Source organism: Yoonia maritima, assembly GCF_043641945.1.
Lineage (GTDB): Bacteria > Pseudomonadota > Alphaproteobacteria > Rhodobacterales > Rhodobacteraceae > Yoonia > Yoonia maritima_B.
This window is the reverse complement of record NZ_JBHZRX010000001.1, coordinates 602,470-621,552: the sequence shown is the minus strand read 5'-3', so window position 1 is coordinate 621,552 and position 19,083 is coordinate 602,470. Positions and strand designations below refer to the sequence as shown.

Genomic DNA, 19,083 nt, shown 5'->3' with positions numbered 1-19,083 from the left:
TTACACGCGTTCAATAATTGTGGCTGCACCCATGCCGGATGCGATGCAAAGCGTGGCAAGACCAGTGCCTTTGCCAGTGCGTTCAAGCTCGTCCAGCAGGGTGCCGATGATGATCGCGCCAGTGGCACCTAGGGGGTGACCCATAGCGATTGAACCACCGTTCACGTTGACCTTGCTGTCGTCCACGTTGAACGCCTGCATGAAGCGCAGAACAACGGATGCGAATGCTTCGTTCACTTCGAACAGGTCGATGTCGCTGATGGACATGCCGCTGTCTTTCATGATTTTTTCTGTCACGGGCACTGGGCCTGTCAGCATGATGGTTGGGTCTGTGCCGATTTTCGCAGTGGCACGGATCACAGCGCGAGGTTTGATCCCCATTGCTTCGCCGTATTCTTTGGAACCGATCAAGACACCAGCCGCACCGTCCACGATACCGGATGAGTTACCAGCGTGGTGGATGTGGTTGATCCGCTCAAGGTGCGGGTATTTCATCAGTGCGACTTTATCAAAGCCGGGCATGGTTTCGCCCATGGCTTGGAACGCTGGGTTCAGGCCGCCAAGCGACTGCATGTCTGTGCCGGGGCGCATGTATTCGTCACGGTCCAGAATGGTCAGGCCATTCACGTCAGTTACGGGCACGATGGATTTGGCAAAACGGTTGTCTTCCCAAGCGGCCGCAGCGCGCTTTTGGCTTTCCATGGCAAGCTGGTCGGCCATTTCACGGGTGAACCCGTATTCGGTCGCTATGATATCAGCAGAGATACCTTGGGGGACGAAATAAGTGTCCATCGCGATGGATGGATCGACAGCGATTGCAGCGCCGTCAGAACCCATTGGCACGCGGCCCATCATTTCCACGCCACCAGCGATATATGCAGAACCTGCGCCGCCTTTGACTTGGTTTGCAGCAAGGTTCACGGCTTCCATACCGGATGCACAGAAACGGTTGATCGCAAGACCGGGGATCGACTGGTCAAGGTCTGAAGCCAAAACCGCAGTACGCGCAAGGCAACCGCCCTGTTCGCCAACTTGGGTGACATTCCCCCAGATCACATCCTCCACGGCGTGACCTTCAAGGTTGTTACGCTCTTTGAGCGCATTCAGAACGCCAGCGGACAAGCGTGCAGAGTTCACCTCGTGCAGGCTGCCGTCTTTGCGGCCCTTGCCGCGCGGAGTGCGCACGGTGTCATAGATATAGGCTTCGGTCATAGTTTCCTCCGTTCAGGCACGGTCAGCGGGGCTGCCGGGCATTAGTTCATAAGGTGGTTTCCAACCAGGCTGGGATGCGATTGCATCAAGCCAACGGTCGATATGAGGGTAATCTTTGCGGTCGAATGAGAATGGTTCGGGGTAGAATAGGTAACCTGCGCAGCACAGGTCAGCGACGGTGATGTCATCGCCTGCCAGCCACGCGTGGTTGGTCAATTGATCGTCGAGCGTTTTGAGCGCTGATGCAAGACGAGCCGATAGAAATGCAATTACGTCTGCGTTGCGCTTGTCTTCTGGCAGGAAATTCATTTGGAACCGGAGCATGCCAGCGATGCTGGACAGCTTATGGTTATCAAAGAACATCCAACGCAGCACTTCGCGGCGTGCATCGGCCGAGCGACCACCCATCTTGCCAGTTTTAGAGCTGAGGTAATCAAGGATCACACCAGATTGCGTCAACGTAAGATCGCCGTCCTGCAACACTGGGGCTTCGCCCATGATGTTCAGTTCACGGTATTCGGGGCTGCGCGATTCACCTTTGAAAAAGTCGATGAACACGGGTTCCCATTCGATATCCATCATCGAAAGCGCCATGGCGACTTTGTACGAATGGCCGCTTTCACCGAAACAGTGCAATTTCATTGTCATATCTTCCCCCTGTACGCCCCGAAGGGCCTGTTTTCGCTAGCCGCATGTGCATGGATAGCGAATGCTCTTGCCGGGAAACCCGGCAAGAGCGGTCAGTCAGAGCTTAGAAGTTAGCAGCGTCCAGCGCCATCACAGTATCGGCACCTGTGTTAATACGTGCGAGGTGCATGCCTGTCGCCGGAAGTTGACGCGCCATGTAGTATTTGCCAGTTGCGATTTTGGTCTCGTAGAACGCTGTGTCGGATGCGCCACCTTCGAGTGCTTCCATCGCGGCCTTAGCCATTTTCGCCCACATTAGGCCAAAGCAAACGTGACCCATCATGTGCATAAAGTCATATGATCCAGCCAGCGCGTGGTTCGGGTTCTTCATGCCGTTTTGCATAAAGTACATACCAGCAGCTTGCAGGTCTTTTGACGCCGCTTTCAGTGGCTCAAGGAAGTCAGCTTTCAGCGCTTCGTTACCTTCGTTTTCTTTGATGAAGTTTTTGATCATCTCAAAGAATGCCATGACGTGCTTGCCGCCGTCTTGGGCCAGTTTGCGACCAACAAGATCAAGCGCCTGAACGCCGTTTGCGCCCTCATAGATCATCGCGATACGTGCGTCGCGCGCATACTGGGACATGCCCCATTCTTCGATATAGCCGTGACCGCCGTAAACCTGTTGTGCGGCAACTGCGTATTCAAAGCCTTTGTCAGTTTGGAAACCTTTGATGACGGGTGTCATCAGGGAAATCAGACCGTCGGCTTCTTTGTCGCCATTGCGGTGTGCGCGGTCGATCAGGTTTGCACCCCAAAGTGTGAATGCACGCGCACCTTCGACGAATGATTTCTGATCCATCAGGTTGCGGCGAATATCTGGGTGTACGATCAGTGGATCGGCAGGGCCATCTGGGTTTTCTGCACCAGTTACGGCACGCCCTTGCAGGCGGTCGTTCGCATAGGCAACGGCGTTTTGATACGCGCTTTCTGCTTGGGCATAGCCTTGCAGGCCAACGCCGATGCGCGCTTCGTTCATCATTGTGAACATTGCACGCATGCCTTTGTGCTCTGTGCCCAGCAGGTAACCTGTTGCTTCGTCATAGTTCATGACGCAGGTCGAGTTCCCGTGGATGCCCATCTTTTCTTCGATAGAGCCAACAGACACGCCATTGCGATCACCAAGCGAACCATCCTCGTTCACCATGAATTTTGGCACGATGAATAGGGAAACACCTTTGATGCCTTCTGGGCCGCCTTCGATTTTGGCTAGTACAAGGTGGATGATGTTATCCGCCATGTCGTGATCGCCAGCCGAGATGAAGATCTTTTGGCCAGAGATTTTGTAGCTGCCATCAGCTTGTGGGGCTGCCTTGGTGCGCATCAGGCCCAGATCCGTACCACAATGTGGTTCGGTCAGGTTCATGGTGCCGGTCCATTCGCATGTGACCATCTTTGGCAGGTATTTCTGTTTTTGTTCGTCAGTTCCGTGCGCGTGGATCGCGGAGTAGGCGCCGTGTGTCAGGCCTTGATACATGTTGAACGCCATGTTTGCTGACACAAATGGTTCTTGTGCAGCGCTGTTCATGACATAGGGCAGGCCCTGACCGCCATACTCTGGATCGCAATCCATTGCAGTCCAGCCGCCTTCTTTCATTTGCTCAAACGCAGCTTTGAAGCCGTTTGGTGTGCGAACAACTCCGTTCTCAAGAACGCAGCCTTCTTTGTCGCCAACAACGTTGAGCGGGTGCAGGACTTCGGTTGCGACTTTGCCGGCTTCTTCGAGGACGGCACCAGTGAATTCCCGATCTAGGTCTTCGTAGCCTTCGATGTTTTGCTCACTGACTTTCAGTAGATCATGCAGAACGAACTGCAGGTCTTTTGTCGGTGCGTTGTAAATTGGCATTGTCGTGTCTCTCCCTAAAGTCCTGTATTTGACGCGGTGGATTAAGCCGCGTCGTTTTTCCGTTGGCCGAGTTCGGCAAGCTTCGCCGCGCCCCAAGCCATTTGTTGTTTCAGTTCGCCAATAGCTTCCTCGAGCTCAGCTTTCTGAGCTTCCATGTCCGCCAAGTGACGTTCTGCTGTTTCGTAGGTCTTGGACAATTGCGCCTCTTGGCCGTCGTCCATGTGATATAGGTCCAGCAGCTGCCGGATTTCTTCGAGGCTGAAACCAAAACGTTTGCCGCGCAAGATCAGCTTGAGCCGCGCACGATCACGTTTTGAGAAAAGCCGTTTTTGTCCTTCGCGGACAGGAAACAGCAGCTCTTTTGATTCGTAAAAGCGAAGCGTACGTGGGGTCACGTCAAAAGCGTCGCACATTTCGCGGATGTTCATCATTTCAGTCGTCATTACTCGTTCCTTGGTGCAAATCAATCTGACCGGCACTTGCGGATATAAGGCGTAGCTTACAAGCAAAGGTGACGTTAACGTAAACGGAACGTCGCGTCATTTCAAAGCTGACGAAAGGTAAAGAAAGATGACGCTAGGGTATGTGAAATTTTATAAAGGCGAGGACGAGTGCAATCTTCCCGCTTTGGGCCGATTTAGCCCAAAGTTTTGGCGGTGTACTCGCGCAGTTCGGACAGCTCTGCCATCGTTTCTTCAAGCTGCTTTTTCTGCTCCGCAAGTTCGATCATTTGCCGGTCAGCCAAAGAAATCCACTCGCGCATCTGCGCTTCGGTGCCTTCATGTTCATAAATCATGAGCCATTGGCGGATATCTTCAAGAGAGAACCCAAAACGCCGTCCACGTAGGATCAATGTCATGCGCGCCAGCTCTTTGGGGCCGTAGAACCGTGAACGCCCTTCTTTATCGGGCGTAAGTAGTTCGATGTATTCATAGTAGCGCAGCGTACGCGGCGTTACATCGAATTCTGCACACATCTCTTTGAATGAAAGGCGTTTATCAGTCATCGCGATCTCCCTTAGCTTAACGTAACGGCTGTTTGGCGGTCGGGCAACGGGGTCTGTAAGGTAAGTTTGTGATCAGGTCTTGCAGATATGGCGCGGTGCGTCACAATCGTGCGAACCTAGCAAAACATACGGCAAGGAAAAAGAATGGCAGACCCAACATCCGTTGATCGAACCAAGATTGCGCGACAGTTTATCGCCGCGATTCCCCATGCGCAGACATTGGGCATGGAACTGACAGAGATTGGCGAAGGCACGGCCGAGATTACCATGCCATATGATTCGCGTCTGATCGGCGATCCTGAGACGGGCGTTATTCATGGCGGCGCAGTTTCGGCGCTGATGGATACCTGTAGCGGGGCTGCTGTAATGGCGCATCCTTCTGCGCCGATTGGCACGGCGACGCTTGATCTGCGCATCGACTATATGCGGTCGGCGACACCCGGTGATCAGCTGACGACGCGCGCGGAATGTTATCATGTGACCCGGTCGGTCGCCTTTATCCGGGCGACTGCCTTTGATGCCGATCTTGAGCGTCCAGTTGCCACAGCAACCGGAGCATTCACAATCGAAAGGGCACCAGCATGAAGCGCCCTGAACCTGTCCAAGTCGTCAAGCAACGCCGCGATGCCGCGCTGCAAAAGCTGGTCAAAGGTGTGCCATATATCCAATTCCTTGGCATTCAAATCGATCGTCGTGGTGACGAGCTGACTGGCATTCTGCCCTATGACGACAAGCTGATTGGCAACCCGATGCTGCCTGCGTTGCATGGTGGCGTGACTGCGGCCTTTCTTGAGGTCACAGCGATTATGGAACTGACTTGGTCAATGATCTGGGATGACATGGAAGCCGGAAAAGTGACCGAGGGTGCCCCACGGATCGTGCTGCCAAAGACCATTGATTTCACCGTTGATTATCTGCGTACTGGCCTGCCACGCGATGCTTATGCGCGCGCGCGGGTCAACCGATCTGGGCGGCGCTACGCCTCTGTTCATGTCGAGGCTTGGCAAGACAATCGAACCCGTCTGTTTGCGCAGGCCACTGGCCATTTCCTAATGCCGCAACGCAATGGCTGATATCGCGCGCCTGACGCATCGTCGGGTCCTGACCATTGCGCTGCCGGTTGTTTTATCTAACGCGACGGTTCCGATCCTTGGCGTGGTTGATACGGGCGTGGTGGGCCAGATGGGCGAGGCGGCACCAATTGGTGCCGTCGGTATCGGCGCGATCATTCTTACCGCGATTTATTGGATTTTTGGTTTCCTGCGTATGGGAACATCGGGTCTGACCGCGCAAGCGACCGGCGCAAAAAACGAGGCCGAGGTCGCGGCGCTTTTGACCCGCTCACTGATTATCGGCCTTAGTGCGGGCGTCGCGATTATCTTATTGCAAGGGCTGTTGTTTGCAGGTGCGTTCCGCGTATCGCCAGCCACGCCCGAGGTCGAAAACCTCGCGCGTCAGTATATGGCAATTCGCGTTTGGTCCGCTCCAGCGATGATCGCGCTTTATGGAATCACGGGTTGGCTGATCGGGCAAGAGCGCACGGGTGCCGTCTTCGCAATCCAGTTGTTGATGAATGGGACCAACATTGCGTTGGATTTGCTGTTTGTCCTTGGGTTCGAATGGGGCGTTCAAGGGGTCGCATGGGCGACGTTCATTGCCGAATGGGCCGGTGTCGTACTGGGGCTGTGGCTGTGCCGTGCAGCGTTTGCTGTCCCTGATTGGCGCGACTGGGCGCGGGTGTTGGACCGGGCGCGGCTGATCAACATGGCTGCGGTGAATTCGGACATTATGATCCGTTCTGTTTTGCTTCAGGCGATTTTTGTCAGCTTCTTGTTCTTTGGCGCGAAGTTTGGAGAGGTCCAATTGGCGGCAAACCATATCCTGCTGCAATTCCTAAGCGTCACCGGCTATGCGATGGATGGTTTCGCTGTCGCGGCCGAGGCGTTGGTCGGGAACGCGATGGGCGCCCGTTCACGCGCTGCGCTGCGCCGAAGTGCAGTGATGACCACCTTCTGGGGCGGCGTAATTTGTATCGTGCTGGCCATCTGTTTTGCAGTTTTCGGAACAACGATCATCGCGATCATGGCAAAGAACGTACCGGTCCAAGAGGCGGCAGCCATCTATCTGCCCTATATGGTTGCCGCGCCGATCGTTGGCGTGCTGCCATGGATGATGGATGGGATATTCATCGGTGCCACCCGAACAAAGGACATGCGCAACATGATGATCATCTCGACGATCATCTATTTCGCGGCGGTGATTCCTTTGATGCAGGCCTATGGGAACCACGGTCTGTGGTTGGGGTTACTGTTTAGCTTTGTTGTGCGTGGCATCACACTGGGATGGAAATATCCGGGGTTAGAGGCGGCTTCAGAGCCAGTCGCCTCTGCCTGATCCAACCGCATCACTAATATTAGCGAAACCGTCGCGTTCTAGTAATGCATCAAGCCCGCGGGTGATTTCATCGACCAGTGAGATGCCGCCGTACACCAAGGCGGTGTATAGCTGAACGACCGAAGCGCCTGCACGGATTTTTTGGTAGGCCTGTTCGGCGCTGCCGACACCGCCAACCCCGATGATAGGCAGGTCGGTCATGCCGGATAGCTGCGCCAATGTCCGTGTGGATTTTTCGAACAGGGGTTGCCCTGACAGTCCACCTTTTTCGGCGGCATGTTGTCCGTGCAGACCAATGCGATCAAGCGTGGTGTTTGTCGCCACGATAGCCGAGATGCCCGACGCATTTGCGACCTCGGCCACTTCGGACAATTCGTCTGTGGTCAGGTCTGGTGCGATTTTTAGGAACACTGGGATTTTTGTCTCAAGCGCATTGCGTGCGTCCATGACCCCAGCAAGAAGCGCAGCTAGTGCTGCTTTGCCTTGCAGGTCACGCAGTTTTTCGGTGTTGGGCGACGACACATTGACCGTCGCGAAATCAACGTGCGGGCCGCAATGCGTCAGCACTGTCGCAAAATCGGCTGCGCGGTCAGTGCTGTCTTTGTTCGCGCCAAGGTTCAGGCCAAGAACGCGGTCTTTGGGGCGCTGGATAAGGCGGGTGCCGATGGCCTCCATCCCGTCGTTGTTGAACCCAAAGCGGTTGATGGCAGCTTGGTCTTCGGTCAGGCGGAACAGCCGTGGCTTTGGATTGCCGGGCTGTGGGCGGGGGGTTGCGGCGCCTACCTCTAGAAAACCAAAGCCGGTGCGGGCTAGCGCACTCAACGCAGTCGCGTTTTTGTCAAAGCCGGCAGCAAGGCCAACCGGGTTGGGCAGATCAAGCCCCGCAAACTGCGTGCGCAGCCGGTCGGATGTGAACGGGCCGCCGCGCGGGCCAAGCCCTGTGTTCAAAGCCTTGAGTGCAAGACCATGGGCGGTTTCAGAATCAATACGGCGTAGGGCAGCAAGGCCGATTTGTTCTAACAGCTTCATGATAGTTCCGGGAATTGGTGGATGCCATCGGCCAGCGGTAGTGGCGCGTCCCACAACACATCTGACATGCGTAGATTGCGGTAGAGATGGGGGAACAGCACGCCTTCGCGGGCAGGTTCCCACTTTAGCGGATCAAGTGTGTCAGCCTCAAGCGCCAGCAAAACAAGCCCCTCGGCACCAGCAAAGTACTTCGCGGCAGTTTCGGCGACAGTTTCGGCAGTGGAAAAGTGAACATATCCATCAGCCACATCAATCGGCGCACCTTGGGTTTCGCCTTTGGCTTGCAGGTCTGCCCATTCGTGGGCGCGGAAAATTTTGTATATCAGCATGGCGTTGTCATGGAGGTTGCACACAAATTGGTCAAGCACCGGATCGCAGCGCGGATATGCTGGAACTTAACGTAGGGGCAGTCGGGCTGTATTGGCGAAGCCATTTGACTCTGAACTAGGCCGTTGCCAAGCTACGGCCATTCCAACTTGGGGACTGAAACAATGATTTCACGTATTTTGACATCCACCTGTGCACTGGCACTGTCTGCGGGGGCCGCTGCGGCCGACTATTCGCTGACGATCCTGCACACGAACGACTTTCACGCGCGGTTTGAGCCGATCAGCAAATATGACAGCGGTTGTTCGTCCGAAGACAACGCTGCTGGCGAATGCTTTGGCGGTACTGCGCGTTTGGTAACTGCAATTGCTGATGCGCGTGCGCGCACCAACAACAGCATCCTTGTGGATGGCGGTGACCAGTTCCAAGGCACATTGTTCTACACCTACTACAAAGGTGCGATGGCCGCGGAATTCATGAACAAGCTTGGCTATGATGCGATGACAGTGGGTAACCACGAATTCGACGATGGCCCAGAAGTTCTGCGCGGGTTCATGGATTCGGTTGAATTCCCTGTGCTGATGTCCAACGCTGATGTATCAGGCGAGCCTTTGCTTGCTGACGTTCTGATGAAGTCCACAGTGATTGAGCAGGGCGGCGAAAAGATCGGTCTGATCGGTCTGACACCACAAGACACAGACGAGCTGGCAAGCCCTGGCGACAACATCATCTTTACTGATCCATCCGACGCGGTTCAGGGCGAAGTTGACAAGCTGACCGAAGCAGGCGTGAACAAGATCATCGTTCTGTCGCACTCTGGCTATGTTGTTGACCAGCAGGTTGCTGCAAACACGACTGGCGTTGACGTGATCGTTGGTGGTCACTCGAACACATTGCTGGGTGATATGGACGGCGCTGCTGGTTCTTATCCAACAATGGTTGGCGATACGGCAATCGTGCAGGCCTATGCCTACGGAAAATTCTTGGGTGAGTTGAACGTTACCTTTGATGACGCTGGTGTTCTGACCGAAGCATCTGGTGCACCATTGCTGATCGACGGCCAAGTTGCCGAGGACGAGACGACAGTTGCGCGTATCGCTGAACTGGCAGAGCCACTCGAAGAAATCCGTAACAAAGTTGTTGCTGTTGCGGCTTCTGCGATCGAAGGTAACCGCGACGTTTGCCGTGCGATGGAATGTTCTGGTGGTAACCTGATTGCAGACGCGATGCTTGACCGCGTTGCAGATCAGGGCATCCAGATCGCGATTGCGAACTCTGGCGGTATCCGTGCCAGCATCGATGAAGGCGACGTCACAATGGGTGAAGTCCTGACTGTGCTGCCATTCCAGAACACTCTGTCCACATTCTACGTGAGCGGTGAGACTGTTGTTGCTGCGCTTGAAAACGGTGTGAGCCAAATCGAAGAGGGCGCAGGTCGTTTCCCGCAGGTTGCTGGTATCACTTTCACTGTTGATGCTGCCGCAGAGGCCGGAAGCCGTGTGTCAGACGTGATGGTTGCAGGTGAACCTATTGATCTGGCTGCGACATATGGTCTGGTCTCGAACAACTATGTTCGCAACGGTGGCGACGGTTACGCGATGTTTAAAGATGCATCCGATGCCTATGACTTTGGCCCAGACCTTGCGGATGTGACTGCAGAGTATCTGGCCGAGCACGCACCATACGAGCCATACACCGATGGCCGTATCGCGATGAAGTAAGGCGCATAAAACCGCTAAAGGGCGCGCTGTGGCTATCCGCGGCGCGCTTTTTTATTGGCGGAAATCAAATTTCTAGAAATTTGATGCCGGGGCGCCGGATATTTGTGCAAGGAAAAAGCAGTGGTCGCTTGACCCTTTGGCCGCAGTGCAATAATTCATCCCTACAGCGCGCGGGCGTTGTGTAATGGTAAGACCTCAGCCTTCCAAGCTGATGACACGGGTTCGATTCCCGTCGCCCGCTCCAAACCTTCCCATCAGTTATACGATTGGCTGCCTTGTGAAACAGGGCAGGCGGTTTTATGTCTTTTGGCAAGCAATATAGATGAGACTGTAATGGCCCGATCCCCCAAAGTCGTTGAAGAACGCGCACCAGGAAAACGAATTAGCGCGCTCAAGGCGTTATGGCCGTTCTTGAAACCTTATAAGCTCAACATCATTGGGGCCGGTTTGGCGTTGATCTTTACAGCGACCATTTCGCTGGTGCTGCCGATTGCGGCGCGTTTGATCGTCGACAACTTTAGCGCCGAAGATGGCGCGATGTTGGAGCAACATTTTACCACGATGCTTTTCTTCGCGGGGCTGCTCGCGCTGGGCACGGCGGTTCGGTATTTTCTGGTCACGCGTTTGGGTGAACGCATCGTTGCCGACATTCGCAAGGCCGTGTTCGGCCGTATGATCGGCATGAGCCCTGCGTTTTATGAACGCGTAATGACTGGTGAAGTCCTAAGCCGCATCACGACTGATACGACCCTTATCCTATCTGTGGTCGGTAGTTCGGCTTCGATTGCGCTGCGCAATATCCTTATTTTCTTGGGCGGCGTCGTGTTGATGCTGCTGACCTCCGTCAAAATGAGCATCATGGTGCTGTGGCCCATTCCCGTGGTGTTGATTCCGATGATGATTCTGGGGCGGCGCGTACGTAGTCTTTCCAAAGAAAACCAAGATTTGATTGCCGAATCGAGCGGTGGTGCCTCTGAGCAGTTGTTATCTGCGCAAACTGTACAGGCATTTACGCACGAGGACCGCAGCCGCGCCAAGTTCGACGAGGTGACGGAGCAAAGCTATCGTTCGGCACGTCGCCGCATTATGACCCGCGCTTTGTTGACTGCACTCGTCATCTTTATGGTGTTTGCTGCCATTGTGATGTTCTTGCAGATGGGATCGCAGGATGTTCGCACAGGTGAAACTACCGAAGGCGGATTGGTTCAGTTTATGATCTATACCATTATGGTTGGCGGCGCGGTCGCTGCACTGTCAGAGGTATGGGGCGAATTGCAGCGTGCTGCGGGCGCCACAGAACGCTTAGTTGAATTGCTAACTATTGAAGACACGGTTCAAGACCCAGCAGAGCCTGATGCCGTCGCCGCGCCAGTGAAGGGCGGGCTGACGTTTGATAATGTTCACTTTAGCTATCCATCCCGGTCGGACATTCCGGCGCTACATGGCGTTAATCTTGATATTAAGCCGGGTGAGACTGTTGCGCTTGTCGGCCCATCGGGTGCTGGTAAAAGCACGATGATCCATATGGTGCAGCGTTTTTATGATCCGCAAGTTGGGGCCGTGCGCATGGATGGTCAGGACCTGCGCGATCTGGAACGCACTGAGTTCCGCAAATACCTTGCCCTCGTTCCCCAAGATCCGGTGATCTTTGCTGATACGGCGCGTGAAAACATTCGCTTTGGTCGTCCAACTGCGACTGATGCAGAGGTGGAAGAAGCGGCTAAAGCCGCAGCTGCGCATGATTTCCTCACTGCTTTGCCTGATGGCTACGACAGCTATGTCGGTGAACGTGGTGTGATGTTGTCGGGCGGGCAGAAACAGCGCATCGCGATTGCGCGGGCGATCTTGCGCGACGCGCCTATCCTGTTGTTGGACGAGGCGACAAGCGCGCTGGACGCCGAAAGCGAACATGCCGTGCAGGTTGCGGTGGATGAATTGGCTAAGACACGGACGACATTGATTGTCGCGCACCGCCTTGCCACAGTCAAAAAAGCCGACCGTATCGTCGTGTTCGAAGAGGGTAAAATCGTCGCCCATGGCACACACGATAGCCTTGTCGCACAGGGGGGGCTTTATGCCCGTCTTGCTAAATTGCAATTTACGGATGGGGTTGCAGCGGAATAGTGCAAAATTTCGCAGCGTCAGACTTGCGAATAGGCGCATCTTTGCCCACGCTGGGCCCTAAGACAATGACCGCCCTATAACCGGCGGCGAAAACTAGGGGAGGAGAACCGGCATGGCTTATGCGACTGTCGCGGATCGGAATGCGATTGAGAATGAAATGCCATGGGATCAGCGCGAGCTGCCCACGACGACATATGAACTGCTAAGCCAGACAGCGGCCAAGCACGGTGCACGGAATGCGGTTAGCTATAGCTTGCTGTCCGACCCAGAATCAAAGTGCGAAACGCTTTCGTGGAATGAGCTACGCGATAAGACCGCACAGACGGCGAACCTTTTCCGTTCGCTGGGTGTTGGTGAAAACGACGTGGTTGCATTCTTGCTGCCAAACGCGACCGAAACGATCCTGACGTATCTTGGCGGTCAGGTCGCAGGGATCGTGAACCCAATTAACCCGCTGCTTGAAGCGGAACAAATCTCGGCCATTTTGCGCGAAACAAACGCAAAGGTGCTGGTCACCCTTAAGGCATTCCCGAAGACAGATGTTGCACAAAAGGCGGCCGAAGCCGTGCGCTTTGCCCCGAATGTGAAGACAGTTCTAGAAGTGGATCTGCTGCGCTATTTGACTGGCCTCAAGCGTTTCATCGTTCCGCTGATCCGTCCAAAGAACCCAACCAACCACGACGCGCGTGTTCTGGATTTCAATGCTGAAGTCGCCAAGCAGCCCAAAGAGCTTGCGTTTGCCGATAGTACGACTGACCGGGTTGCTGCGTATTTCCACACTGGTGGTACGACTGGCATGCCAAAAGTTGTGCAGCACCGCTATTCTGGAATCGTCTATAACGCTTGGCTCGGTGCGCGGTTGTTGTTCACCGAAGAAGATGTTCAGATTTGTCCGCTCCCGCTGTTCCACGTCTTTGCGACGATCGTTTCGCTGGGTGCATCATTAGGTTCCGGGGCAGAGGTCGTTTTCCCAACCCCACAAGGTTATCGCGGCGAAGGCGTGTTCGACAATTTCTGGAAGCTGATCGAAAAACACAAAGTGACCTTTATGATCACGGTGCCGACAGCGATGTCCGCATTGATGCAGCGTAAGGTCGATGCTGATATCTCAAGCTTGCGTTTGGCGTTTTGTGGTTCTGCGCCGCTTCCGCTTGAGCTGTACAAGCGGTTCGAAGCTGCCGCTGGCGTCACCATCTGCGAAGGTTACGGCCTGACCGAGGCGACCTGCCTTGTGGCGATTAACCCGCCTGAGGGTGAAAAACGCGTTGGTTCAATCGGGATTCCGTTCCCGTATACTGACATCAAAATCATGTCTGTGGCGACTGGCGAACAGGTGGGCGTTGATGAAATCGGCGAGATCTGTGTCTGCAACCCAGGTGTGTCAGACGGTCAAACCTACACCGAAGCCGACAAGAACGAAGGTCTGTTCTATCCGGGTGACAAATCTGAAACGCAGTACCTGCGCACTGGCGACCTAGGTCGTATTGATCCTGATGGCTATCTGTGGATCACGGGCCGTGCGAAAGACCTGATCATTCGTGGTGGGCACAACATCGACCCCGCCGAGATTGAAGAAGCGTTGGCTGGTCACGAGGCCGTCGCCTTTGCCGGTGCTATCGGTCAGCCTGACGCACATGCTGGCGAAATTCCTTGTGCCTATGTTGAGCTGGTGGACGGCGCTGCGATTTCGAGCGATGAGCTGATCGCATTCGCTAACGAACACATCCACGAACGCGCGGCATTCCCAAAGTATCTGGAAATTCTGGACGAGCTCCCAAAGACAGCTGTCGGGAAAATCTTTAAGCCCGATCTGCGTAAACGCGCCATCACACGCATTTACAACGAAGCCTTGGCAGATGTCGCCGCTGAAGTCCGTGAAGTCACCGAAGACAAAAAACGCGGTCTTGTCGCACGTATTGCAAAAACAGGCGATGTGGACGATCAAGATATCATAAAAGCGTTGGGTGCTTATACGGTCGCATGGGAGATCGTCGAGTAACGCCAAACGCGCCCATATTTAAAGGACGTGATCATCATGGCAAAACTGGCATTTCTGGGTCTAGGCGTTATGGGGTTCCCCATGGCAGGGCACCTGCAATCAGCAGAGCACGACGTTACGGTTTATAACCGCACGACGGCCAAAGCCGAAAAATGGGTGTCCGCGCATAGCGGGCATCTGGCAACCACCCCGCGTGAAGCCGCCAAAGGTGCCAGTATGGTCATGTCCTGCGTGGGCAATGACGACGACTTGCGTTCAGTCTGTTTGGGGGACGATGGTGCCTTTGCTGGCATGGAGCCGGGCACAATCTTTGTCGACCACACTACCGTTTCAGCCGCTGTCACCCGTGAGCTTCACGCCGCGGCCGCCGAAAAAGGGATCGCATTTGTTGATGCGCCCGTGTCCGGCGGGCAAGCCGGTGCAGAAAACGGTGTCCTATCTGTGATGTGCGGCGGCGCGCAGGAAAGCTATGATGCCGCAGAGGCGGTCATCCGCGCCTATGCACGTATCTGTCGCCGTATCGGCGATAGCGGCGCAGGGCAGATGACCAAAATGTGCAACCAGATCGCAATCGCGGGTCTAGTGCAGGGCCTGTCAGAGGCTTTGCATTTCGCCCAAAAGGCTGGCCTAGATGGACGTGCGGTGGTTGAGGTCATCAGCCAAGGTGCCGCTGGTAGCTGGCAGATGTCCAACCGCTACGAGACAATGCTAGACGATCACTTTGATCACGGTTTTGCTGTGGATTGGATGCGCAAAGACCTTGGGATTTGCCTCGACACCGCCGATGAAAACGGCGCGAGCCTGCCTGTCACAGCATTGGTCGATCAGTTCTATAAAGACGTCCAGAAACTCGGCGGAGGACGCTGGGACACGTCGTCACTGCTGAAGCGCTTGCAGGCGATGGGCTGAAAGTCCTTACCTAAGAACCCTTCTGTAGCTATGATTTGGATCGCTCAATGCCCGTAGGTTCTACACGCATAGTGAACCCTCGGTAGTTGTCATAGCGCCAAGACGATAAGGTCTGGTCTGGACAGCTGCACGTCAGGAAATGCTTTGCTGACTTCAGTACAATACGTGAGTGCAATTTCTCCGGTTAAGTGTGGAGACAGTGTCGCAGAAGAAGGCATGCAGGCGCGGGGCTGTGAAACGTCAAAACAGATATAGCTTGCGCGGCATGAACTGGTTGGAGCTTTAGATACAGGCCAAGCAAGGTTGGCTAAACCGTGAAGCTCTAATACGACCATAGCGAAGCCATAATCTGTGTAAGTATGGCCTCAGATACGTAGGGCGATCTGGGCGAGTTTTCTTGTAGGTTTCGTCACGACCATCTGTGTTTTCACAGCACGTCGTTTCAGCGAATGGGGTCGCCAGAACGCCGATTACTTCGCATGTTTTGCTGTAGGTGTCTTGATTGCCGTTTCATTTTTTCATTTGATACTAAAAAGCATCCAATTGAGCGAAAGTGTTCCAGCCGATATGCTGACTGGCTATCTTCTTGTGTACGTTTTTAATCGTTTTATGACGCCCCAAGTCTGCGATAAGCCAGCCACAGAAAGATATAAAATCGGCCTTGTGGCCATGCTTGGGATCGGGTTTCATTCGTCGATCGATCGGGTAATGTAGTCGGTCACATTCACTGTCAGCATCTTAACTGGTGTCCTATCGGCAACTGGCATGGTGCTGCATAAGTTTCCCGCAGGGATTATTACCTACTTACTTTTGTTAAGTAGTGGCTTCAGCGAACAGCGAGCGCTTGCTCTGGCGCTGGCGTCAGCCGCAGCGAACACACCGCTGGGCGCTCCAATGGATCACGCAAATTGATGATGCGCTTCTTTATGTCGGAGCGACCTACCTGCTTCGGACGGCGGAACGTGAACCACGAAGAACTGTTCTCGGCGCGAGTGTAGCGACTGCTAGTGGGTATTCCTCTGAGCGCGAGCTAGAGACGCTTAACCAAACACAACATCCAGAAACATCATCACTACGACGCCGACGATCAGGCCGGTTGTTGCGCCTTTGTGGTGGCCGTGTCGATGCGTTTCGGGGATGATTTCATTGCTGATCACATAGATCATCGCGCCAGCGGCGAAGGTTAGCCCCCATGGCAATAGCTGTTGTGACGCGCTGACAGCGATAACGCCGATTAACCCAGCGATGGGTTCGACCAGACCTGTTGCTGCGGCAACCCCAAAGGCATAACGTTTTCCATATCCTTCGGACCGAAGGGCCAACGCGACGGCCAGCCCTTCGGGCGCGTTTTGTAGGCCTATGCCGAAGGCCAGAGCGGTGGCTGCCTCTATGTTGCTGCCGCCAAAACCGACGCCAACGGCAAGGCCTTCGGGGACATTGTGCAAAGTGATTGCGATCACGAACAGCCATATTTTTTTGACTGAAACCGCTCGCGGACCCTCTATCCCCTTCATGAAATGCTGGTGCGGCACGCGTTCGTCAAGAACACGAATGACAACGGCCCCAAGAACTATCCCGCAAACTGCGATCAACGCAGGGATCATGCCTTCGCCATATTGGTCAGTGGCAATTTGAAGCCCCGGGATGATGAGCGAAAAGTAAGAAGCTGACAGCATGACGCCCGCTGCAAACCCTAAAAGGACATCATGCGCTTTGCGCGAGACTGTCTTGCCAACTAAAATTGGCAGAGCCCCGACGGCGGTCATTAGACCAGCCGCGAGGCTTCCCAGAAATCCGAGTGCGATGAGATTCATCTAAGCACCTGAACATTTGGATTCATTCTGTCGTGCGACCGTCAAAATGCGCGTGAGAGGCATCTGCTTCGGATTTGGTTTTGTTGACCGTGCCGTCAAGATGCTCGGGCGGTCCATAAATTGTGTAAAGGCGAAGCGGCTCTGTACCCGTATTGATCACATTATGATTTGCCCCAGCAGGGACGATCACACCGTCGTCGGCCTTCACCGGGATTTTTGCGCCATCAATATGAACTTCACCTGATCCCGTTTCGAAACGAAAGAATTGGTCACGATCATCGTGAATTTCCTCACCAATGTCATCACCGGGTTGCAGGGCCATAAGGACCAATTGCAGGTGATGACCTGTGTATAGGACACGCCGAAAATCGTCGTTTTCCTCGGTGAGTGTTTCGATGTTGGCTGAAAAACCCTTCATTCTTTGTACCTCTCTATGAACTTTCGGGTTCATTCATATCGTCATCAGCACTAGACCCATTGACCTTAATCAAAGGCCCGAAAATGCTCGGGCCTTTGATGTTCGTTTTCAAAGAGCCGACGGAGGAACCGGAACCTCGTATTCGTGGAGGTAGTTGATCACCATCCGCGAGTCATCGGCTGCCTGACTGAAGGCATCCAACGTGCCGTTGGTTGTGTCATTTGTCACGTCGCCAAAGACAAAGTTGTAGACGTCAACTTCGGTTGGCACCCAACTGCCGTCATCTTGTTCAACTAGGATGGTTGTCACGACCCCATCATAGCTGTCTTCCCGGTCATACGAGAAAGCCGAATAGTCGACCCCTGAATAGGTTACATTCGATCCTTCAATCTGCGTTGTCTCAATGCCAAGGATCAGATTGAGATACGCAACCTCATCCGAGGTCAACTCGCCCGTCTTATCGGACGCAGCGGCAAGGAAACTTGCAGCAGCAATCATGTCGTCGACTGTCTTTTCACCATCGACTAGGAAACCGAGGTCACCGAGCGCATCATTATCGACACCTTCAATATATCCATCAGTCATCAGTGCGATGTAGATCGACAGGTTTTCCAGTGGCGCGTCGATTGTACGTGTAACGCCATCAACTGTCACCAGTATTCGACCGGATGGATCCAAAGCGACATCGGTTGCATTGTTGAGGACGTAAATTACTTCCTCGCTACGCCCTTCTAGCACGTCATCGGGTGCACGACTGACGCTAAGGCGACCGAACTCAACTTCTTGGACAAGAGACTCGTCTGTTGCGTGACCATCTTCATCAAGAGGAATAAGATTGCCATCTGCGTCGATCGGCTGCACGAAACCTTCTGGGCTTAGGATCGGGACACCCTGATCGTCACGAAGAATGATATATAAATCACCATAAAGCTCACCGCCGCCGCCAGCATCTGGCGGGTCTCCCCGGCCAGCCGATCCACCTGGCGTGCCAGCCCATTCAGGACGGTCAGAGTCGTCTTCACCGCCACCCGCTCCATCTGGTTGGCCACCCTTATCCTCAGGTCGGCCACTATCACCTGTCGGTGCATTGCCCGACTGGCCCGCGCCATCTGGGGGACCATCACCATCGTCGTCACTGGTTTCCACATCGTCGCTATTGCTACCGCCAGCATTGTTTCCACCAGCACCTGATCCGCCTTGGGGCCGGTCACCCTGCTGTCCGCTTGCTTGATCGCCGCCGGCATTGTTGCTGCCACCGCCACCGCTACCAGACGATTCAGAATTGCCACCACCGTCCTTACCTTGCGCATAGGCAACGTCGGGCCCAACAAAGGTAAGCGCACTAGCTGCAACCCCCGCGAGCAAGGCTGTCTTCATCGATGTACTCATAAGTTTTTTTGCGATCATCATAGCTAACTCCTTCAGAAATTAGATTGGGGACCACTCACAAGCTGCCCCGAACCGAGCTACTGGTCTGCGCGAAATGATAATTGCCAGACGCCCCACCCGCATTGATCGAGGTCAAAATTTCAAATCACGACATAGTTGCGATAGACGATTGTGGAACATGAGGGGTGACCCCGTGGGATCAGCCAATTCC

General features: G+C 54.4%; 17 protein-coding genes and 1 tRNA gene. 8 read left to right on the top strand and 10 right to left on the bottom strand.

The genetic code is table 11. The annotated features are described in order from the left end of the window. The 5 genes from ACHUEV_RS03190 to ACHUEV_RS03170 form a co-directional block, all read right to left on the bottom strand. Positions 1 to 1,212 (bottom strand): acetyl-CoA C-acetyltransferase, encoded by a 1,212-nt coding sequence (locus ACHUEV_RS03190; RefSeq protein WP_106745739.1) that lies wholly within the window; start codon positions 1,210 to 1,212, stop codon positions 1 to 3. Positions 1,213 to 1,224: 12 nt separating this feature from the next. Next, positions 1,225 to 1,860, bottom strand: coding sequence for a glutathione S-transferase family protein (locus tag ACHUEV_RS03185; protein ID WP_394177607.1), 636 nt, complete (start codon positions 1,858 to 1,860; stop codon positions 1,225 to 1,227). A 103-nt stretch (positions 1,861 to 1,963) separates the two neighbouring features. Then, positions 1,964 to 3,742 (bottom strand): acyl-CoA dehydrogenase C-terminal domain-containing protein, encoded by a 1,779-nt coding sequence (locus ACHUEV_RS03180; RefSeq protein WP_394177606.1) that lies wholly within the window; start codon positions 3,740 to 3,742, stop codon positions 1,964 to 1,966. A gap of 41 nt (positions 3,743 to 3,783) precedes the next feature. Next, positions 3,784 to 4,185, bottom strand: coding sequence for a MerR family transcriptional regulator (locus ACHUEV_RS03175; protein ID WP_106356566.1), 402 nt, complete (start codon positions 4,183 to 4,185; stop codon positions 3,784 to 3,786). 194 nt (positions 4,186 to 4,379) lie between these two features. Further along, the gene (locus tag ACHUEV_RS03170; RefSeq protein WP_394177605.1) at positions 4,380 to 4,748 is read right to left on the bottom strand and encodes a MerR family transcriptional regulator; all 369 of its coding nucleotides are present in this window, start codon (positions 4,746 to 4,748) and stop codon (positions 4,380 to 4,382) included. Between the two features lie 144 nt (positions 4,749 to 4,892). On the opposite strand from ACHUEV_RS03170, the gene ACHUEV_RS03165 reads away from it, so the two are divergent. The 3 genes from ACHUEV_RS03165 to ACHUEV_RS03155 are packed head-to-tail and all read left to right on the top strand — an operon-like array spanning position 4,893 to position 7,142. Then, positions 4,893 to 5,333 (top strand): PaaI family thioesterase, encoded by a 441-nt coding sequence (locus tag ACHUEV_RS03165; RefSeq protein ID WP_394177604.1) that lies wholly within the window; start codon positions 4,893 to 4,895, stop codon positions 5,331 to 5,333. Continuing rightward, entirely contained in the window at positions 5,330 to 5,821 is a 492-nt protein-coding gene (locus ACHUEV_RS03160; protein ID WP_394177603.1) for a PaaI family thioesterase, read from the top strand. The genes ACHUEV_RS03165 and ACHUEV_RS03160 overlap by 4 nt, the downstream gene beginning before the upstream one ends. Then, entirely contained in the window at positions 5,814 to 7,142 is a 1,329-nt protein-coding gene (locus ACHUEV_RS03155; protein WP_394177602.1) for an MATE family efflux transporter, read from the top strand. Before ACHUEV_RS03160 ends, ACHUEV_RS03155 begins: the two co-directional genes overlap by 8 nt. Here the strand turns inward: ACHUEV_RS03155 and ACHUEV_RS03150 are convergent. Together ACHUEV_RS03150 and ACHUEV_RS03145 are read right to left on the bottom strand one after the other, a co-directional pair. Then, positions 7,119 to 8,171 carry a quinone-dependent dihydroorotate dehydrogenase gene (locus tag ACHUEV_RS03150; RefSeq protein ID WP_394177601.1) on the bottom strand — a complete coding sequence of 351 codons (1,053 nt, stop codon included), beginning with the start codon at positions 8,169 to 8,171 and terminating at the stop codon, positions 7,119 to 7,121. The genes ACHUEV_RS03155 and ACHUEV_RS03150 overlap by 24 nt on opposite strands. Further along, positions 8,168 to 8,500, bottom strand: coding sequence for a DUF952 domain-containing protein (locus ACHUEV_RS03145; RefSeq protein WP_394177600.1), 333 nt, complete (start codon positions 8,498 to 8,500; stop codon positions 8,168 to 8,170). Before ACHUEV_RS03145 ends, ACHUEV_RS03150 begins: the two co-directional genes overlap by 4 nt. Before the next feature lie 162 nt (positions 8,501 to 8,662). On the opposite strand from ACHUEV_RS03145, the gene ACHUEV_RS03140 reads away from it, so the two are divergent. The 5 genes from ACHUEV_RS03140 (at position 8,663) to ACHUEV_RS03120 (ending at position 15,251) form a co-directional block, all read left to right on the top strand. Next, positions 8,663 to 10,219: a bifunctional metallophosphatase/5'-nucleotidase gene (locus ACHUEV_RS03140; RefSeq protein ID WP_394177599.1), complete on the top strand. Its 1,557-nt coding sequence runs from the start codon at positions 8,663 to 8,665 to the stop codon at positions 10,217 to 10,219. 170 nt (positions 10,220 to 10,389) lie between these two features. Continuing rightward, positions 10,390 to 10,463: transfer RNA gene (locus ACHUEV_RS03135), tRNA-Gly, on the top strand. A gap of 89 nt (positions 10,464 to 10,552) precedes the next feature. Next, complete coding sequence (locus ACHUEV_RS03130; RefSeq protein ID WP_394177598.1) at positions 10,553 to 12,343, top strand: ABC transporter transmembrane domain-containing protein; 1,791 nt, start codon at positions 10,553 to 10,555, stop codon at positions 12,341 to 12,343. Positions 12,344 to 12,455: 112 nt separating this feature from the next. Further along, positions 12,456 to 14,342, top strand: coding sequence for an acyl-CoA synthetase (locus tag ACHUEV_RS03125; RefSeq protein WP_394177597.1), 1,887 nt, complete (start codon positions 12,456 to 12,458; stop codon positions 14,340 to 14,342). Between the two features lie 36 nt (positions 14,343 to 14,378). After that, positions 14,379 to 15,251 carry an NAD(P)-dependent oxidoreductase gene (locus ACHUEV_RS03120; RefSeq protein ID WP_394177596.1) on the top strand — a complete coding sequence of 291 codons (873 nt, stop codon included), beginning with the start codon at positions 14,379 to 14,381 and terminating at the stop codon, positions 15,249 to 15,251. Between the two features lie 1,040 nt (positions 15,252 to 16,291). Here ACHUEV_RS03120 and ACHUEV_RS03115 read toward each other — a convergent pair. From ACHUEV_RS03115 to ACHUEV_RS03105, 3 genes are all read right to left on the bottom strand, one after another. After that, entirely contained in the window at positions 16,292 to 17,065 is a 774-nt protein-coding gene (locus ACHUEV_RS03115) for a ZIP family metal transporter (protein WP_394177595.1), read from the bottom strand. A gap of 22 nt (positions 17,066 to 17,087) precedes the next feature. Further along, entirely contained in the window at positions 17,088 to 17,483 is a 396-nt protein-coding gene (locus ACHUEV_RS03110) for a cupin domain-containing protein (RefSeq protein ID WP_394177593.1), read from the bottom strand. Positions 17,484 to 17,591: 108 nt separating this feature from the next. Then, a complete protein-coding gene (locus tag ACHUEV_RS03105; protein ID WP_394177592.1) occupies positions 17,592 to 18,893 on the bottom strand; it encodes a hypothetical protein in 1,302 nt (433 codons plus the stop codon). Positions 18,894 to 19,083: the final 190 nt, after the last annotated feature.

Excerpts from the sequence above, each read along its gene's own strand:
- ACHUEV_RS03190 (WP_106745739.1), bottom strand. The coding sequence starts at position 1,212 with ATGACCGAAGCCTATATCTATGACACCGTGCGCACTCCGCGCGGCAAG.
- ACHUEV_RS03185 (WP_394177607.1), bottom strand. The coding sequence starts at position 1,860 with ATGACAATGAAATTGCACTGTTTCGGTGAAAGCGGCCATTCGTACAAA.
- ACHUEV_RS03180 (WP_394177606.1), bottom strand. The coding sequence starts at position 3,742 with ATGCCAATTTACAACGCACCGACAAAAGACCTGCAGTTCGTTCTGCAT.
- ACHUEV_RS03175 (WP_106356566.1), bottom strand. The coding sequence starts at position 4,185 with ATGACGACTGAAATGATGAACATCCGCGAAATGTGCGACGCTTTTGAC.
- ACHUEV_RS03170 (WP_394177605.1), bottom strand. The coding sequence starts at position 4,748 with ATGACTGATAAACGCCTTTCATTCAAAGAGATGTGTGCAGAATTCGAT.
- ACHUEV_RS03165 (WP_394177604.1), top strand. The coding sequence starts at position 4,893 with ATGGCAGACCCAACATCCGTTGATCGAACCAAGATTGCGCGACAGTTT.
- ACHUEV_RS03160 (WP_394177603.1), top strand. The coding sequence starts at position 5,330 with ATGAAGCGCCCTGAACCTGTCCAAGTCGTCAAGCAACGCCGCGATGCC.
- ACHUEV_RS03155 (WP_394177602.1), top strand. The coding sequence starts at position 5,814 with ATGGCTGATATCGCGCGCCTGACGCATCGTCGGGTCCTGACCATTGCG.
- ACHUEV_RS03150 (WP_394177601.1), bottom strand. The coding sequence starts at position 8,171 with ATGAAGCTGTTAGAACAAATCGGCCTTGCTGCCCTACGCCGTATTGAT.
- ACHUEV_RS03145 (WP_394177600.1), bottom strand. The coding sequence starts at position 8,500 with ATGCTGATATACAAAATTTTCCGCGCCCACGAATGGGCAGACCTGCAA.
- ACHUEV_RS03140 (WP_394177599.1), top strand. The coding sequence starts at position 8,663 with ATGATTTCACGTATTTTGACATCCACCTGTGCACTGGCACTGTCTGCG.
- ACHUEV_RS03130 (WP_394177598.1), top strand. The coding sequence starts at position 10,553 with ATGGCCCGATCCCCCAAAGTCGTTGAAGAACGCGCACCAGGAAAACGA.
- ACHUEV_RS03125 (WP_394177597.1), top strand. The coding sequence starts at position 12,456 with ATGGCTTATGCGACTGTCGCGGATCGGAATGCGATTGAGAATGAAATG.
- ACHUEV_RS03120 (WP_394177596.1), top strand. The coding sequence starts at position 14,379 with ATGGCAAAACTGGCATTTCTGGGTCTAGGCGTTATGGGGTTCCCCATG.
- ACHUEV_RS03115 (WP_394177595.1), bottom strand. The coding sequence starts at position 17,065 with ATGAATCTCATCGCACTCGGATTTCTGGGAAGCCTCGCGGCTGGTCTA.
- ACHUEV_RS03110 (WP_394177593.1), bottom strand. The coding sequence starts at position 17,483 with ATGAAGGGTTTTTCAGCCAACATCGAAACACTCACCGAGGAAAACGAC.
- ACHUEV_RS03105 (WP_394177592.1), bottom strand. The coding sequence starts at position 18,893 with ATGATGATCGCAAAAAAACTTATGAGTACATCGATGAAGACAGCCTTG.